This is a genomic window from Arthrobacter sp. 05T423 (assembly GCF_056396245.1).
Genome location: NZ_JBFTLC010000011.1, coordinates 60,311 through 75,574 on the forward strand (window position 1 = coordinate 60,311; position 15,264 = coordinate 75,574).

At 66.3% G+C, this 15,264-nt stretch carries 15 protein-coding genes; 8 read left to right on the plus strand and 7 right to left on the minus strand.

Going from position 1 to position 15,264, the window contains the following annotated elements:
* Window positions 1-35: 35 nt before the first annotated feature.
* Window positions 36-1,883, minus strand: coding sequence for a thiamine pyrophosphate-requiring protein (locus AC1DFE_RS10650; RefSeq protein ID WP_476905848.1), 1,848 nt, complete (start codon window positions 1,881-1,883; stop codon window positions 36-38).
* A gap of 28 nt (window positions 1,884-1,911) precedes the next feature.
* Complete coding sequence (locus tag AC1DFE_RS10655; RefSeq protein WP_476905849.1) at window positions 1,912-2,139, minus strand: DUF6480 family protein; 228 nt, start codon at window positions 2,137-2,139, stop codon at window positions 1,912-1,914.
* A 171-nt stretch (window positions 2,140-2,310) separates the two neighbouring features.
* On the opposite strand from AC1DFE_RS10655, the gene AC1DFE_RS10660 reads away from it, so the two are divergent.
* Entirely contained in the window at window positions 2,311-2,742 is a 432-nt protein-coding gene (locus AC1DFE_RS10660) for a hypothetical protein (RefSeq protein ID WP_476905850.1), read from the plus strand.
* Between the two features lie 7 nt (window positions 2,743-2,749).
* Here AC1DFE_RS10660 and AC1DFE_RS10665 read toward each other — a convergent pair whose 3' ends face one another.
* From AC1DFE_RS10665 to AC1DFE_RS10685, 5 genes are all read right to left on the minus strand, one after another.
* Window positions 2,750-3,586, minus strand: a complete 837-nt coding sequence (locus tag AC1DFE_RS10665) for a glycerophosphodiester phosphodiesterase family protein (RefSeq protein WP_476905851.1) — start codon at window positions 3,584-3,586, stop codon at window positions 2,750-2,752.
* A 23-nt stretch (window positions 3,587-3,609) separates the two neighbouring features.
* A complete protein-coding gene (locus AC1DFE_RS10670; protein ID WP_476905852.1) occupies window positions 3,610-3,852 on the minus strand; it encodes a hypothetical protein in 243 nt (80 codons plus the stop codon).
* Between the two features lie 107 nt (window positions 3,853-3,959).
* Window positions 3,960-4,778: an HAD family hydrolase gene (locus tag AC1DFE_RS10675; RefSeq protein WP_476905853.1), complete on the minus strand. Its 819-nt coding sequence runs from the start codon at window positions 4,776-4,778 to the stop codon at window positions 3,960-3,962.
* Window positions 4,779-4,808: 30 nt separating this feature from the next.
* Window positions 4,809-6,482 carry a sensor histidine kinase gene (locus AC1DFE_RS10680; protein WP_476905854.1) on the minus strand — a complete coding sequence of 558 codons (1,674 nt, stop codon included), beginning with the start codon at window positions 6,480-6,482 and terminating at the stop codon, window positions 4,809-4,811.
* A 93-nt stretch (window positions 6,483-6,575) separates the two neighbouring features.
* The gene (locus AC1DFE_RS10685; RefSeq protein ID WP_476905855.1) at window positions 6,576-7,661 is read right to left on the minus strand and encodes a LacI family DNA-binding transcriptional regulator; all 1,086 of its coding nucleotides are present in this window, start codon (window positions 7,659-7,661) and stop codon (window positions 6,576-6,578) included.
* Between the two features lie 275 nt (window positions 7,662-7,936).
* On the opposite strand from AC1DFE_RS10685, the gene AC1DFE_RS10690 reads away from it, so the two are divergent.
* Genes AC1DFE_RS10690 through AC1DFE_RS10720 form a run of 7 tightly spaced genes read left to right on the plus strand, consistent with a single transcriptional unit; the run spans window position 7,937 to window position 15,221 of the window.
* Entirely contained in the window at window positions 7,937-9,259 is a 1,323-nt protein-coding gene (locus AC1DFE_RS10690) for an extracellular solute-binding protein (RefSeq protein ID WP_476905856.1), read from the plus strand.
* A 4-nt stretch (window positions 9,260-9,263) separates the two neighbouring features.
* Window positions 9,264-10,166 (plus strand): carbohydrate ABC transporter permease, encoded by a 903-nt coding sequence (locus tag AC1DFE_RS10695; protein WP_476905857.1) that lies wholly within the window; start codon window positions 9,264-9,266, stop codon window positions 10,164-10,166.
* Window positions 10,166-11,068: a carbohydrate ABC transporter permease gene (locus tag AC1DFE_RS10700; protein ID WP_476905858.1), complete on the plus strand. Its 903-nt coding sequence runs from the start codon at window positions 10,166-10,168 to the stop codon at window positions 11,066-11,068. Before AC1DFE_RS10695 ends, AC1DFE_RS10700 begins: the two co-directional genes overlap by 1 nt.
* A gap of 45 nt (window positions 11,069-11,113) precedes the next feature.
* Window positions 11,114-12,337, plus strand: a complete 1,224-nt coding sequence (locus tag AC1DFE_RS10705) for a Gfo/Idh/MocA family protein (protein ID WP_476905859.1) — start codon at window positions 11,114-11,116, stop codon at window positions 12,335-12,337.
* A 29-nt stretch (window positions 12,338-12,366) separates the two neighbouring features.
* Window positions 12,367-13,371 (plus strand): sugar phosphate isomerase/epimerase family protein, encoded by a 1,005-nt coding sequence (locus tag AC1DFE_RS10710; protein ID WP_476905860.1) that lies wholly within the window; start codon window positions 12,367-12,369, stop codon window positions 13,369-13,371.
* Between the two features lie 36 nt (window positions 13,372-13,407).
* On the plus strand, window positions 13,408-14,106 hold the full coding sequence (locus AC1DFE_RS10715; protein ID WP_476905861.1) for a ThuA domain-containing protein: 699 nt from the start codon (window positions 13,408-13,410) through the stop codon (window positions 14,104-14,106).
* Window positions 14,091-15,221, plus strand: coding sequence for a Gfo/Idh/MocA family protein (locus AC1DFE_RS10720; RefSeq protein ID WP_476905862.1), 1,131 nt, complete (start codon window positions 14,091-14,093; stop codon window positions 15,219-15,221). Before AC1DFE_RS10715 ends, AC1DFE_RS10720 begins: the two co-directional genes overlap by 16 nt.
* Window positions 15,222-15,264 lie beyond the last annotated feature (43 nt).

A 15,264-nucleotide genomic window follows, 5' to 3' on the forward strand; every position in this document is an offset into this window, starting at 1 on the left:
CATTTGGGAAAACGCTTGCCCGGTCCGTCATACGGTCAGCTGCGGGACGCCTCCTGGCCCGCATAGGTGTCCAGCAATGCCGCCGCACCCTCTCCGGCTTCGCCTTCCTCGGTGAGTGCAGAGCGCATGCCGTCCAGCTTTTCCGCCCCCGCCGGGAACGGCGGCAGGAGGGGCACGTCAGGATCGGTCAGAACCTCAATCACTACCGGACGCTCCGCCGCGAAGGCGCGGTCCCACGCGCCGGCGAGCTGTTCGGGATCGTCAACGCGGATGCCGGTAAGCCCCAGCAGCTCCGCGTATCCGGCGTAGGGAAAGTCAGGGATTTCCTGGCTGTCCGGGAACCGCGGCTCGGATTCGGTCTCGCGCTGCTCCCACGTGACCTCGGCCAGATCCCTGTTATTGAACACGCACACCACGAAGCGCGGGTCCGGCCACTGCCGCCAGCGGTGCGCCACGGTGACGAGCTCGGCGATCCCGGCCATCTGCATGGCCCCGTCGCCGGCCAAGGCCACCACAGGCCTGTCCGGCCGGGCCAGCTTGGCCGCGATTCCGTATGGAACGGAACAGCCCATGCTGGCAAGAGTCCCCGAAAGGTGTGCCGGAACTCCGGCCGGAAGGGTCAGTTGGCGAGCGTACCAGTAAACGCAACTCCCGACGTCGACACTCACCTGGGCGTCGTGCGGCAGCCTGCCGCTGAGCTCGCGGACCACGAGCTCAGGATTGACCGGGCTGGCCGGAATGCGGGAGCGCTCCTCGGAGAGGGCATGCCAGTCGCGGACCTGCTCCTCCACTTCTGCCCGCCACTGCTTCCTGGCTTGTTCGTTCGTACCGGCTCCGTCCAGCAACTCCGCCAGCCGGGCGAGGGTTTCGGCGGCGTCGCCCACAAGGCCCACTTCGACAGGGTAGCGGTTGCCCACCTTCCGGCCGTCGATGTCCACCTGGACGGCGCGGGCAGCGCCGGGTTTCGGATAGAACTCCGTCCACGGGTCGTTGGAGCCGATAATCAGGAGGGTGTCGCAGTTGGCCATCAGGTGGGCGCTGGCGGTGGAACCGAGGTGCCCCATCGTGCCAACGGCGAACGGCAGCGTCTCATCCATGTACGGCTTGCCCAGAAGGCTGGTGGTGATGCCGGCATTCAGCCGATCCGCCAGGGCGACCACCTCGGCCTGGGCATTCTTGGCGCCCTGCCCCACCAGGAACGCCACCTTGCTGCCGGCACCGAGCACCTCGGCTGCCCTGGCCAGATCGTCATCGTGGGGCAATACCCGGGCGGGCCGCCATTCGGGCGCTGTGACGATGATGCCGTGTTCCTGGTCGAGCTCGGGGGCCGGGGCCTTCTGAATGTCGTGCGGCACAATCACGACGCAGGGGGTGCGGGTTTCGAGGGCCGCGCGGAAGGCGCGGTCCAGCACCATGGGCAGCTGCTCCGGGACGTTGACCATTTGCGCGAACTGCGCTGCCACGTCCTTGAAGAGGGTGAGCAGGTCGATTTCCTGCATGTAGGCCGACCCCAGCACGCTGCGGCTCTGCTGGCCGATGATGGCCACCACAGGAACGCCGTCCAGCTTGGCGTCGTAGAGCCCGTTGAGGAGGTGCACCGCGCCCGGTCCCTGGGTGGACGTCACCACGCCCACCTGGCCGGTGTACTTGGCGTGCCCCACCGCCATGAACGCCGCCGTTTCCTCGTGCCGGGCCTGGACGAATTCGACGCCGGCCCTAGCGTTCTGCTCGCCGCTCCGGCCCCCGGTACTGCGGCCCTCAGTACTGCGACGCAGCGCGCCCATAAAGCCGTTGATGCCGTCCCCGCTGTAGCCGAAGACCCTGTTGACGCCCCAGGCTTTGAGGCGCTCCACCATTACGTCGGCAACCAGCCGGTCAGCCATCTTGTACTCCTTCTGTTGGACGTCCTGCTTATTCGTCGTGCCCCTGATCCCCGCTCATCTGGTCTTCGGCGGGCGGCGTCTCGCCGGGCGGAACTCCGCCGCCGGGCTCGAGACCCGTGATGTTGCCGTTCAAGGGGTCAGGGTTGGGCGTGGCGGCCGAGTCCCCGCGGTCGGTGTCGTCGGTTCCGGCTTCGCCTGTCCTGGCGGCGTCCCGGTCCGGATTGGCCGGGTCATTTTCGGGATGGTAGGTGCTCATGGTCCTGCGGTCCTCCTTGGTTCAAGCCGCCGGCGTGGCGACGGACTTCGGTAACGGACTCGTGCCGCCCGGGTCGGCAACACTGGACTAATTGTAAGCATGCTGATAATTCTGGAACAGTCAGATGCCGCACAGTCCGGCCCGGCCGGAACGTATCGAAGGAGCAAACTGATGGGAATCGGCGACAGCATTGGCAAGGCAGCGGAAAACGCGATGGAGGACCTGGCGCAGACGTCCGATCCGACCGACGACGCACACGTGCCTGAGCCCGGAGCATCCGACGAGGACATCCAGGTCCATTCCTCCATCAGCGAAGGCTCCAACGCCACGGATGGCGACGACGACGACGGTCGGCGGCAAAGCGGCCGCACGGGCCACGCGCCGCAGGGCACGGGCACGGGGACGGGCGGAGGCCAGGAGACAGCAGATGAGTCGGCCGGGACGGCGACGTCCGGCGGCATCGGCGCGGCAGGCACTGATGCCCCCGAAGCGGCCAGCGGCGTGCCCGGCCCGGCCGGTCTTCCCGATCCAGACCCGGAAGAATTGCGCGCAGATCCTTCCGAGGGTGACCAGGACCCGGGCACCGGCCTGGGACGCGGCTAGGTAACAGCTAACCCCACTGCCCGCGTGCCTGCAGAACTTCCTTCAGCAGGTCGGCGCGATCTGAGACGATCCCGTCCACGCCAAGGTCTAGCAGCCGGTGCATCTCGGCGGGATCGTTGATGGTCCAGACGTGCACATACAGCCCGAGCGCATGCGCGCGGCGCACATATCCGGGCGTGATGACGGGAATGGCCCGGTAGCGGACCGGCACCTGCAGCGCATCGACGCCGCGCAGCGCCCGTCGCAGCACGGCACGCACCGGGGACCCCAGCGCGCGAACGGACAGCAGTGGCCCCAGCGCCAGGAAGAGGGCGTTCGCCAGGGTCCCCGCCGATGATGCGGTCCTGCGGCTGAGCCGCTTAAGGACCGCGCGGCGCCGGCGGTCGGAGAAGCTGGCGATCAGCACGCGGTCGTGGACCTGGTGGCGCTCGATCGCGGCCACCACGCTGGGCACTGAGTGCCAGTCCTTGACGTCCAGATTGAAGCGGGCGTCCGGAAACGCCGCCACAAGTTCGTCGAAGGTGGGCACGGGCTCCGTCCCGCCAATCCGCACCCGCCGCACCTCCGCCGCGGCGAGGTCATGAATCCTGCCGTGGCCGCCGGTGACCCGGTCAAGGGTGCGGTCGTGGAAGAGGAGCAGCACGCCGTCAGAGGTGGTGTGGACGTCCGTCTCGAGGTGGGAATAACCAAGTTCGACGGCGGCGCGGAACGCCGCAAGCGAGTTTTCCAGGCCCGTCAGCGAAAATCCGCGGTGAGCCATAGCCACCGGCCTGCCCACCCCTGGTTCGGATCCGGCTCCCGAGACGGACCCGGGAACAGAGAAGTAAGGCAGGGTTCCGGTCATTTCCGAAGCCTAACGGAGCAGCCTCAGGCGGGCAGGATCTCCACGCCGTCGCTGCAGTGCAGCAGGGTGCGGCCGCGGCCGCCGTCGAGATCCACCCACACCACCGTGCGGTCGGCCGTGATAGCCGAAACGCGTCCGCCGGTTTTAAACCCCGGCGCCAGCAGCACGCTGACCCGGTCGCCCTCGCGCAGCGCCGACCAGTGCGGGGAGGGCTCCACGGGACGCAGCGGTGCCTCGACAGCATTTTTGGTCTTTTTCCTGGCCACGATGTCCCCTATCGGTCACTCACCCAACAGGCCACACCCTATGGGGCGGACATGAACGCAAGTTGACCGGCAGCCGGGAGTTCGGTGGCAGGCGGACGACGGCCGGCTTACGGCAGCTGGAGCCCCAGCGCGGCGAGCTTTTCCTCGAGAATCTGGGCCACGCCGTCGTCGTCGAAGTGGGGTGCCTGCTGGCCGGCGGCCCGGATCGCTTCCGGATGGCCGCTGGCCATGGCATAGCCGTGGCCAGCCCAGCGGAGCATCTCGATGTCGTTGGGCATGTCGCCGAACGCCACAACGTCCGCGGCATCGATTCCCAGCGAGGCGGCGTAGTCGGCCAGGGTGACGGCCTTGTTGATCCCCGGCACGGCGAGCTCCAGCATGGCGACGGTGGGCGCCGAGTGCGTTACCGAGGCGAGGCTCCCGACGGCGGGGCCCACCTCGGCGAGGAACTCGTCGGCCGTGCCTTCGCGGACGATCGCCAGAAACTTGACGACGGCGTCTTCCGCGGTGAGCGTCGAGGCCAGCGGGGCAGGGGTGAATTCGGCGAGCAGCTCGCTCGAGCCGTTTTCGATGAAGCCCGGCTCGAGGTGGAAGCCGGTGAGGGTCTCTGCGGCGAAGAGGGCCGTAGGGCGCAGCTTCTTGATGATGCGCCGGATTTCGAAGATGTCATCGATGGCCATGGTCTGCGCGGAAACCACCTTGTCCGCCTCGAGGTCCCACACCACGGCGCCGTTCGAACAGATCACCGTGCCCGTGTGGCCCAGTTGCTCCTCGAGCGGGTGCAGCCAGCGCGGCGGGCGGCCGGTGACAAAGACGAGTTCGACGCCGGCCCTCCGGCAGGCATGGAAGGCACGGATGGTGCGGTCACTGATTTTTCCGTCGTGCCCAAGAATCGTTCCGTCTATGTCACTCGCTACCAACCGCATGCTGCCAGTTTACGTGGGCGGGCCGCATGCTCAGGAGACGGGGAGGCTCACCGTGACGGTGGTCCCCTTGCCCGGCGCGCTGAGCAGGCTGATGGAACCGCCGTGTCCCTCGACGATGGTCTTGCTGATCGGCAGCCCCAGGCCGGCACCCGGGATGGCCGTTTCACGCGAGCGGGCGGAACGGAAGAACTTTGTGAAGGCCTGTTCCTGCTCCTGCCCGTCCATGCCGATGCCGGTGTCCGCAATGGAACAGACAACATGGCTGTCCGCCCGATGGGCACGCGCAATCACCGTTCCCCCGTCCGGCGAGAACTTGATCGCGTTGGACACCAGGTTGCCGAACACCTGGCTGATCCGTCCGGGATCGACGCGCGCGGTCAGGGGCTTCTCGACGTCGAGCACCAGCTCCACTCCGTTGACGCTGGCCCTGGTATGCGAGGAGGCCACGACGCCGGCAAGCAGGCTGCCCACGTCAGCCTCCTTCAGGGTCAGCTCGATCCGCTCAGAGGCAACCGCGATCAGATCGTTGACGAGGTCCAGCAGGTGGTTGGCGTTGCGCTGCACGATCCGCAGTTCCTCGCCGATGTCCTCGTGGCCGGGCTCGTCGAGGATCAGTTCAAGGTAGCCGAGGATGGAGGTCAGCGGAGTGCGGAGCTCGTGCGACACGGTGGCGACAAAGCTGTCCTTGGCCGACAGTGCATGAATCAGGGCCGTGACTTCGGCAAAGGTGACCACCGCGCCGAAACGGTCTCCGTTCATGGAACCCATGCTGCGGGCCGTGACGGAGTAGGCGCGCATCTCCTCACCCTCGCCGGCCCAGTACAGCTCGTCGGTGAACGTCTCGCCGCCGGCCGCGCGCGCCGTCGGGAATCCTTGCGGCGGAACGGGAGTGGTGCGGTCCGCCTGGAACAGGCTCGGCCGGTCACCCGACGGCGTCAGCCCGGACAGTGCGGCATGGGTCCGCAGGGCCTTGTTGGTCAGCACGTCCTGCCCGTCCCGATCCACCACCCAAACGCCCACATTGACGGTGGAGAGCACGGCGTCCAGGAGCCGCTGCTGGCGCACGCTCTCGGCTGCGGTGTCCGCAAGTGCGGCGTCCTTCCTGGCCAGGGCCTCGCGCCGGCGGGAGAGGGTGCCCGCCACCACGTGGGCGGTGACGGCGATGGCGGCCATGACCAGCGGTAGGAAGATCGTCCGGATCATCGACCCCTGGGTGAGCGCGGTGCCGAAGGCCATTGCGGGCAGCAGGGTGCTGAGGACAGTTGCAGTCACGGCGAGGACGACGCCGGACCGGTTGCTGTCCACGGACAGCCAAATCACCGGAAAGACAAGCAGGAGGCTCAAAACGTTGAAATTGGGCCCGCCAGCCTCCCGTGTGAAGCCGACGGCCACGCAATCCAGCACCGGAATCACGGCGTACGCACCCGAGGGAAGCCTGCCCCAGGGTACGCCCGCGCTCAGTCCAAAAAAGGCGGTGTGGGCCAGCAAGGCGAGCCGGAAGCGTTCGTCGGCCAGCGTTTCGGGATGGAAGACGGCGGCTGCGGCAACTACCAGCAGCACAGTGACGGAAAGGGGCAGTTGCCGGATTATGACTCGGCCGCGTTCTCCCAGACTGCCAAAGAATGCATCCGCCTTGTCGACCAAGTCAGGGCCGGCGCCGCCACCAGGCCGAAGCTCCGACTGGACACCCGTTGCACGAATCATCAGTCTCTTCCCCCCGGAGCAGCATGAAGTACGTTCCCCCTCGCTTGAAGGCACTGGTCACAGAATAACCCGCAGGAGGTGGCCGGGCAGCGGCTAGCGCGACATAGCTCCATCTTTACGCGGGGCGTCTTTGCGGGGCTCATCTTCCCGCGGCGGGGCGGTTGACTCCCGGACCACCAGCTGGGTGGCAAGTTCCACCCTTCGCGAGTCCAGCAACTCGCCGCGCATCTGGCGCAAGAGGAACCGGAGGGCGGTGGCACCCATCTCCTGCAGCGGCTGGGAAACCGAGGTCAGCGGGGGAACCGACTCTTCAGCCTGGTAAGTACCGTCAAAGCCAACCAGGCTCATGTCCTCAGGCACCCGGATTCCCTGCCGCCGGGCCTCGGCGAGCACGCCCATGGCGATGCTGTCGCTGCCGGCGAAGATGGCCGTGGGGGGCTGGTCCAGCCCGAGCAGCTGCTTCATGCCCTGGGCGCCGTGTTCCGACCGGAACTGGCCCGACAGGACATAGTCGTCCTCCACGCCCACACCCGCCGACCTCATGGCCGCCATATAGCCATGCAGCCTCGCCTGGTTGCATTCGGCGGCATCTGGGCCGCCGAGGTAAGCGATTCTGCGGTGGCCAAGCTCCAACAGATGGGAGGTCGCGGCCTTTCCCCCCGCCCAGTTGCTGGCGCCGACACTAACCACTTCCGCCGGCGGAGGGTTGAGTGGGTCGATGACCACGACAGGGATTTTCCGCCGGTGAAAGGCGTCCAGCTGAGCATCCCCGAATGCTGACGTCACGACGATCATGCCGCAACGGCCCTCATCGACGATCCGCTGGGCGCGCTGCTCCGGGGTCAGCGTTGATGCGCCCTGCTTTCCGGTGACATTCAGCAGAACTTCGATGTCCGAGACGGCTGCCGACTCCACCACCCCGTTGAGCACTTCCACGGCATAACCGGATTCGAGGTTGTCGATGACCACCTCCACCATTTGGCGCCCGGAAACGTTCCGCCGGTGCTGCAGCGGAGACTGGTACCCGGTCCGGGCAAGGGCGGTGAGCACTCTGGCACGGGTGTCCGCCGAGACGTCGTCCCTGCCGTTGATCACCTTGGAGACCGTGGGCGTGGAGACGCCGGCCTCCCGCGCCACGGCGGCCAGCGTCAGCTTGCCTTGTGATTCGATCCTGGACATCCGCTCCCTTTTCGAAAGATTTCGAACCTTAGTCTGTAGCCTCCCCGAGCTTTCGTCAACGTCCCGCGGCGGTAGTGAGCATTGGAGACTCTTGACGCATTCGCCTGCGCTGGCTATGTTTTATCTCACACCGCAAGTTTTATCGAAACATTTCGAAACCGCGGTCAACGTCGCAGCAAACAATTCATGGGCAGTGCCGCCTCACTCCAGGCGGGCTCCCGTACTCGCATAACCGGGCTATCAGCGTCGAGCCCGATGGATGAATGGAAATGTAGATGACAACTCGAAAGTTGCGCTCTGCCGTCATGGCAATCTCAGCGGCCGCCCTCTCAGTGAGCCTCGCCGCCTGCGGCTCCAGCGGACCTGCGGGATCCACCGCTGCCGGTGACGGATCAGCCTCCATGTGGGGCCTGACGGGCGGAAACCAGCCGGTCCTGCAGAAATCCGTCGAGGCTTGGAACAGCGCACACTCCGACGAGTCCATCAAGCTGGACTTCTTCGCCAACGATGCCTACAAGACCAAGGTCCGCACCGCCGTCGGAGCCGGCGAAGGCCCCACCTTCATCTACGGATGGGGCGGCGGTGTCCTGAAGTCCTACGTTGATGCGGGCCAGGTGGAGGACCTCTCGGCCTTTATCAAGGAGAACCCCGAGGTGAAGGACCGCTATCTTCCCTCCGTCCTGAAGAACGGCGAGATCGCCGGCAAGACCTACGCCCTGCCCAACAACAACGTCCAGCCCGTCGTCCTCTACTACAACAAGGAAGTCTTCGACAAAATTGGCGCACAGCCGCCGAAGACCTGGGACGAGCTCATGGCGCTCGTGCCGAAATTCAAGGAAGCAGGAGTCGCCCCGTTCTCCCTGGGCGGCCAGTCCAAGTGGCCGGACCTGATGTGGCTGGAGTACCTCGTGGAACGCATCGGCGGCCCGGAGGTCTTTGCGAACATCGCTGCGGACAAGCCCAACGCCTGGTCCGATCCCGCCGTGACCGCGGCCCTGACCAAGATCCAGCAACTGGTGGACGCCGGCGGCTTCGTGAACGGCTTCTCGTCCATCGCCGCGGACAGCAACGCCGACCAGGCCCTGCTCTACACGGGTAAGGCGGCCATGGTCCTGCAGGGCGGCTGGATCTACCAGGGCATGAAGAAGGACGCCGGCAGCTTCGTCAGCGGCGGCAAGCTCGGCTTCACCACCTTCCCCACGGTCGAAGGCGGCAAGGGGGACCCCGCCAACGTGGTGGGCAACCCCTCCAACTTCTGGTCCATCTCCGCCAAGGCCACCGATGAACAGAAGAAGGCCGCCCTCGACTACGTGAAGGACGGGATGTTCACCGACGCCGATACGGACGCCCTCATTGGGTCCGGCGCCGTCCCCGTGATCAACGGGATCGACAGCAAGCTCGAAGCCTCGCCGGACAAGGACTTCCTGAGCTTCGTCTACGGCCTGGCCAAGAGGGCCCCGAGCTTCACGCTGTCCTGGGACCAGGCGCTGAGCCCCGCGCAGGGCGACGCGATGCTGTCCAACCTCGACCAGATCTTCCTCAAGAAGATCACCCCGGAGCAGTTCGTCTCCACGATGAACGCCACGATCGGGAAGTAGCGGCGTGACCATCACCAGTTCCAACCGCCGACGGGTCCGTGACGCGGGCCCGTCGGGGTGGCTGGCAGCGCCAGCCCTTGTCTTCTTCCTGGTGTTCGCCGTCGTCCCGCTGGCCGGCGTCGTTTTCCTCAGTTTCACCGACTGGGACGGACTGCGCGAGATCCGGCTGGAGGGCCTCGCCAGCTGGACCACGGTACTCACGGACCCCGTCACCGGCAACGCCCTGCTGGTGACCGCCAAGATCATGTTCTTCTCGTTCATCGTCCAGGCACCCATCAGCCTGCTGCTCGGCGTCTTTACGGCAGGAAGCCAGAAGTACCGGGCAGCGCTCGCCGTCCTGTACTTCCTGCCGCTCCTGCTCTCCTCGGCCGCCGTCGCCATTGCCTTCAAGGCGCTGCTGGACCCCAACTTTGGCCTCGGCCCGGGCCTTCACGTGCCGCTCCTGATCCAGGACTGGCTGGGAAACTCCGACCTCGTCCTGTTCGTGGTGGTCTTCGTCATCGCGTGGCAGTTCGTTCCCTTCCACACACTCATCTACCAGGGCGGCGTGCGGCAGATCCCCACCTCGCTGTATGAGGCCGCGGAGATCGACGGCGCGGGGCGGGTCCGGCAGTTCATGAACATCACCCTGCCCCAGCTGAAATACACCATCATCACCTCCTCCACCCTCATGGTGGTAGGCAGCCTGGCGTACTTCGACCTGATCTTCGTCCTCACCGGCGGAGGCCCGGGCTACAGCACCAGGCTGCTGCCGCTGCACATGTACCTGACCGGCTTCAAGGCCAACGACATGGGTGCCGCGAGCGCCCTGGGGGTCATCCTCATCGTCATCGGACTGGGCCTGGCCCTGCTCCTGCAGCGCCTTGGCGGCAAGAACCGGAACGACAGCCAATTGGAAGGAGCCTGATGGCTTCCACAACACAGCTCCCCGCGGCGCCGGGGGCACCGGTCCTCCCCCAGGCCACCCCTCGCCCGAACACCAGGCGCGCCGGACGGCGACGCCCAAATCTTCCCGGCGGCCTCGGCGGCTGGCTCTGGCTTGCGGTGATCGTCCTGCCCATCTACTACGTGGTGATTACCAGCCTGAAGAACCAGGCCGGCTTCTTTACCACCAACCCGATGCTTCCCGCCGCCGAGCCGACGCTGGACAACTACAAACTGGTACTGGAAAACGACTTCGCCCGTTACTTCCTGAACAGCGTCGTGGTCACGCTGGGCACCGTCATTCCGGCATTGTTCGTCTCGTTCATGGCCGCCTATGCGATCGTCCGGGGCAAGGGCCGGTTCGTGAACTGGACCAACAACCTGTTCCTTCTGGGCCTGGCTATTCCGCTCCACGCGACCATCATCCCCATCTACTGGATGATCACCCGAGCCCACCTGTACGACACCCTGTTGGCGCTGATCCTGCCCTCCATCGCGTTCGCCATTCCGGTTTCCGTCCTGATCCTCTCGAACTTCATGCGGGACGTCCCCAACGAGCTGTTCGAATCCATGCGCCTGGACGGGTGTTCTGACTGGGCCATGCTGTGGCGGCTGGCCCTGCCGATGACCAAGCCTGCGGTGATCACGGTGGGTATCTACAACGCCTTGCACGTCTGGAACGGCTTCCTCTTCCCGCTGATCCTCACCCAGAGCCCGGCCACGCGAGTGCTGCCCCTCTCGCTATGGACCTTCCAGGGCGAATTCAGCGTCAACATCCCCGCGGTGCTCGCCTCGGTGGTGCTGGCCACGCTGCCGTTGCTGGTGCTCTACATCGTGGCGCGGCGCCAACTGATCAGCGGGCTAACGGCCGGCTTCAGCAAGTAACCGGCTTCAGCTGTAACCACACGGATTTCCACGAAAGGATATTGGATGACAACCGCAAAGCCGTTGCGGGTCGGGATGGTGGGCTACGCGTTCATGGGAGCAGCCCATTCACATGCCTGGCGGACAGCACCCCGTTTCTTCGACCTGCCCCTGCACCCCGAGCTCACCGCCGTCGCCGGCCGGAATGCCAGCGGCGTCAGCGCAGCCGCGGACAAGCTCGGCTGGGAGTCGACTGAAACCGACTGGCGCCGACTGATCGAACGCGACGACATCGACCTGATCGACATCTGCACCCCGGGCAACACCCATGCCGAGATCGCGACCGCCGCGCTCGAGGCCGGCAAGCACGTGCTCTGCGAAAAGCCGCTCGCCAACTCCGTCGAGGAGGCAGAGCGGATGGCCGTTGTGGCTGAGGCTGCCGGGAAACGGGGTGTCTTTGCGATGTGCGGGTTCAGCTACCGCCGCACACCCGCGCTCGCACTGGCCAAACGGATGGTGGACGAAGGCCGGCTGGGGACCATCCGGCATGTCCGCGCCCAGTACCTGCAGGACTGGCTGTCCGATGAGAACGCCCCCATGACCTGGCGGCTGGACAGGAGCAAGTCCGGGTCCGGCTCCCTGGGGGACATCGGAGCGCACAGCATCGACGCAGCCCAGTGGATCACCGGGCAGAGGATCACCGGCGTCTCCGCGCTGCTGGAAACGTTCGTTCCGGAGCGCCCCTTGGCCGGGGACCTGGTGGGCCTGGGCGGCCACGGCGACGCCGGCCAGGACGCACCGCGCGGGGCCGTCACCGTGGATGACGCCGCCATCTTCAGCGCGCGGTTCGACGGCGGCGCTGCTTCCGCGGGCGCTGGTTCCGCGGGCGCTTGTTCCGCGGGCGCCGTCGGCGTCTTCGAAGCCACCCGCTACGCGCTGGGGCGGAAGAACGCCATGCGGCTGGAACTGAACGGCACCAAAGCGTCCCTGGCCTTCGACTTCGAGGACATGAACGCCCTTTCGTTCTACGATGCTGCCGAATCCCCCGACGCCGGCTTCCGCCGGATTTTCGTCACCGAACCCGAGCACCCCTACGTCGGCAACTGGTGGCCCACCGGGCATGGTCTCGGCTATGAACACGGCTTCACCCACCAGGTGGTGGACCTCGTCAACGCGCTTGCCCAGGGCACGCAGCCGGAACCATCCTTCGCAGATGCCCTGCAGGTCCAGCGCGTGCTGGCCGCCGTAGAGGCCAGTGCAGCCAACTCCAGCCAATGGCAGAAAGTCTGAGAACAATGACTGCAGAACAAGGAAACGCGATGACGCGACCCATTACGCTGTTCACCGGCCAGTGGGCCGATCTGCCCTTCGAGGAGGTGGCCAGGCTCGCCGGCGAGTGGGGCTTTGACGGCCTGGAGATCGCCTGCTGGGGCGACCATCTGGATCCGCGCCGCGCCGCCGAAGACGATTCCTATGTCCAGGGACGCCTGGACATTCTTGAGAAGAACAACCTCCAAGTCTTCGCCATCGCCAACCACCTGACCGGCCAGGCCGTTTGCGATGACCCTATCGACGAACGCCACCAAGGCATCCTGACACCTGAGGTCTGGGGCGACGGCGATCCAGAGGGCGTGCGTGCCCGGGCGGCGCAGTCCATGATGGACACCGCCAGGGCCGCGGCCAGGCTTGGCGTGAAGACCGTAACCGGGTTTACCGGGTCCTCCATCTGGAAAGCCGTGGCGATGTTTCCGCCCGCTTCGGAGGCCATGATCGACGCCGGATACCGGGACTTCGCCGACCGGTGGAACCCCATCCTCGACGTCTTCGACCAGGTGGGTGTCCGCTTTGCCCTCGAGGTGCATCCGTCGGAGATCGCCTACGACTACTGGACCACCAAGCGCACGCTGGAAGCCATCGGTCACCGGGCCACCTTCGGCCTGAACTTCGACCCGTCCCACTTCATCTGGCAGGACCTGGACCCGGTGATGTTCCTGCAGGACTTCGCCGACCACATCCTGCATGTGCACGTGAAGGAGTCCGTGCGCCAGCTTGACGGGCGCAACGGCCGGCTCGGCTCGCACCTGGCCTGGGCCGATCCGCGCCGCGGCTGGGACTTCGTCACTGCGGGCCACGGGGACGTGCAGTGGAACAGGATCTTCCGCACCCTGAACGCCATCGGGTACACCGGCCCCACCAGCATCGAATGGGAAGACGCCGGCATGGACCGGCTGACCGGCGCGCCGCAAGCGCTCGCCCTGGTCAAGGACCTCGCGGCCATCGCCCCGCCCGCCGCAGCATTCGACGCCGCCTTCACCACCCGCTAAACCGCCCACACCTGTTAACCAAAGGAAAACCCTGATATGACCGAACGAAAATCCGCCCTGGTGGTGCGCGGCGGCTGGGACGGCCACCAGCCCTTCGAGGCCACCGAACTGTTCATCCCATACCTGAAAAGCAACGGGTACGACGTCCGGGTCGAGGAATCACCCAAGGTCTACGCCGACGCCGCCTATATGGCCGGAGTAGACCTGATCATGCAGTGCATGACCATGACCACGATCGAAAAGGACGAGTTCGAGGGACTGCGGGCCGCCGTCGAAAACGGCACGGGCCTGGCCGGCTGGCACGGCGGAATCGCGGATTCCTACCGCAACAACTCCGACTACTTGCACCTGATTGGCGGCCAGTTCGCCTGCCACCCCGGCAAGCACCCGGACGAACGCATCGGCGAGCAGTCCGACAACTACGTGCCGTATACCGTCAACATGCGTCCGGCCGCCGCCGACCACCCCATCACCAAAGGCATCGGCGACTTCAAACTCGTCACCGAACAGTACTGGGTCCTGGCTGACGACTACATCGACGTCCTGGCCACCACCACCCAGAAGGTCCGCGCCTGGGACCCCTGGCACCGCGAGGTGACCTCACCGGCCATCTGGACCCGCCAGTGGGGCAAGGGCCGGATCTTCGTCACTACCCCCGGCCACCACGTCGACATCCTCCAGGACACCAACGTCCGCACCATCATCGAAAGGGGCCTGCTGTGGGCAAGTCGCTAGACGCAGGAGAGCACACAAGAGTAGGAATCATTGGCTGCGGCGCGATCATTGCCCAGTACCTCGCGAACTTCCGCCGGCTTGAACAGATCGAACTGGTAGCCGTGGCCGACCTGGATCCGGCCCGGGCGCAGGCCGTTGCGGACGACTACGACGGCGTCCGCGCGCTTTCCGTGGACGGCCTCCTGGCCGCGGACGACGTCGACCTCATCCTCAATCTGACCATCCCTGCCGCCCACGCCGATGTCGCCCTCAAGGCAATCGCCGCCGGAAAGAGCGTCTACGGGGAGAAGCCGCTCGCGGCGACCACTGCCGAGGCCCGGCAGGTGCTGGAGGCCGCACGCGAGGCGGGCGTCGTCGTCGGCTGCGCCCCTGACACAGTGCTCGGCACCGGGATCCAGACGGCCCGCAAGGCGATCGACGACGGCCTGATCGGCGCGCCGATCAGCGCAACGGCCACCATGGTGACGCCCGGCCATGAGCGCTGGCACCCGAACCCGGACTTCTACTACCAGCCCGGCGGCGGCCCCCTCCTGGACATGGGTCCGTACTATGTGAGCGCGCTGGTCACGCTGCTGGGTCCTGTCGTCTCCGTGGTCGGCGCTGCGAGCCACACCCGCAGCGAGCGGACCATCGGATCCGGGCCGCGGGCTGGCGAGACGGTGCCGGTGGTTGTGGACTCACATGTCACCGGGGTGCTGGTGCACGCTTCCGGTGCGCTGTCCACGCTGCTGATGAGCTTCGACGCCGTGAAGTCCAAGTCACCCAACATCGAAATCCACGGGGAACGCGGTTCCCTGGCGGTGCCCGACCCAAACCATTTCGACGGCGAAGTCCAGGTATTCCCGCTCGGCGCCGACGACTGGCAGACACTGCCAGTCTCGGCGGGCTACGTCGACTCCGGGCGTGGCTTCGGGATCGCGGACCTCGTCGCCACACCACAGGGCTCCGAGCCGCGGGCCGGCGGTCAGTTGGCCTACCACGTCCTCGAAGTGATGGAGTCCATGCTGGCTTCGGCCCGGACGGGTTCCGCAGTGCAGATCAAGAGCACGGCGGCCCGTCCGGAGCCGGTGGAACTGACGACGCTGGCAGCGCAGGTGGCCGAGGTCAGCTCGTAGGAGCTCACTCCACCCTTGGACCGGTCCCAGCGGCGGCGGTACT

Excerpts from the sequence above, each read along its gene's own strand:
- AC1DFE_RS10705 (WP_476905859.1), top strand. The coding sequence starts at position 11,114 with ATGACAACCGCAAAGCCGTTGCGGGTCGGGATGGTGGGCTACGCGTTC.
- AC1DFE_RS10655 (WP_476905849.1), bottom strand. The coding sequence starts at position 2,139 with ATGAGCACCTACCATCCCGAAAATGACCCGGCCAATCCGGACCGGGAC.
- AC1DFE_RS10710 (WP_476905860.1), top strand. The coding sequence starts at position 12,367 with ATGACGCGACCCATTACGCTGTTCACCGGCCAGTGGGCCGATCTGCCC.
- AC1DFE_RS10715 (WP_476905861.1), top strand. The coding sequence starts at position 13,408 with ATGACCGAACGAAAATCCGCCCTGGTGGTGCGCGGCGGCTGGGACGGC.
- AC1DFE_RS10685 (WP_476905855.1), bottom strand. The coding sequence starts at position 7,661 with ATGTCCAGGATCGAATCACAAGGCAAGCTGACGCTGGCCGCCGTGGCG.
- AC1DFE_RS10680 (WP_476905854.1), bottom strand. The coding sequence starts at position 6,482 with ATGATTCGTGCAACGGGTGTCCAGTCGGAGCTTCGGCCTGGTGGCGGC.
- AC1DFE_RS10675 (WP_476905853.1), bottom strand. The coding sequence starts at position 4,778 with ATGCGGTTGGTAGCGAGTGACATAGACGGAACGATTCTTGGGCACGAC.
- AC1DFE_RS10700 (WP_476905858.1), top strand. The coding sequence starts at position 10,166 with ATGGCTTCCACAACACAGCTCCCCGCGGCGCCGGGGGCACCGGTCCTC.
- AC1DFE_RS10665 (WP_476905851.1), bottom strand. The coding sequence starts at position 3,586 with ATGACCGGAACCCTGCCTTACTTCTCTGTTCCCGGGTCCGTCTCGGGA.
- AC1DFE_RS10650 (WP_476905848.1), bottom strand. The coding sequence starts at position 1,883 with ATGGCTGACCGGCTGGTTGCCGACGTAATGGTGGAGCGCCTCAAAGCC.
- AC1DFE_RS10690 (WP_476905856.1), top strand. The coding sequence starts at position 7,937 with ATGACAACTCGAAAGTTGCGCTCTGCCGTCATGGCAATCTCAGCGGCC.
- AC1DFE_RS10660 (WP_476905850.1), top strand. The coding sequence starts at position 2,311 with ATGGGAATCGGCGACAGCATTGGCAAGGCAGCGGAAAACGCGATGGAG.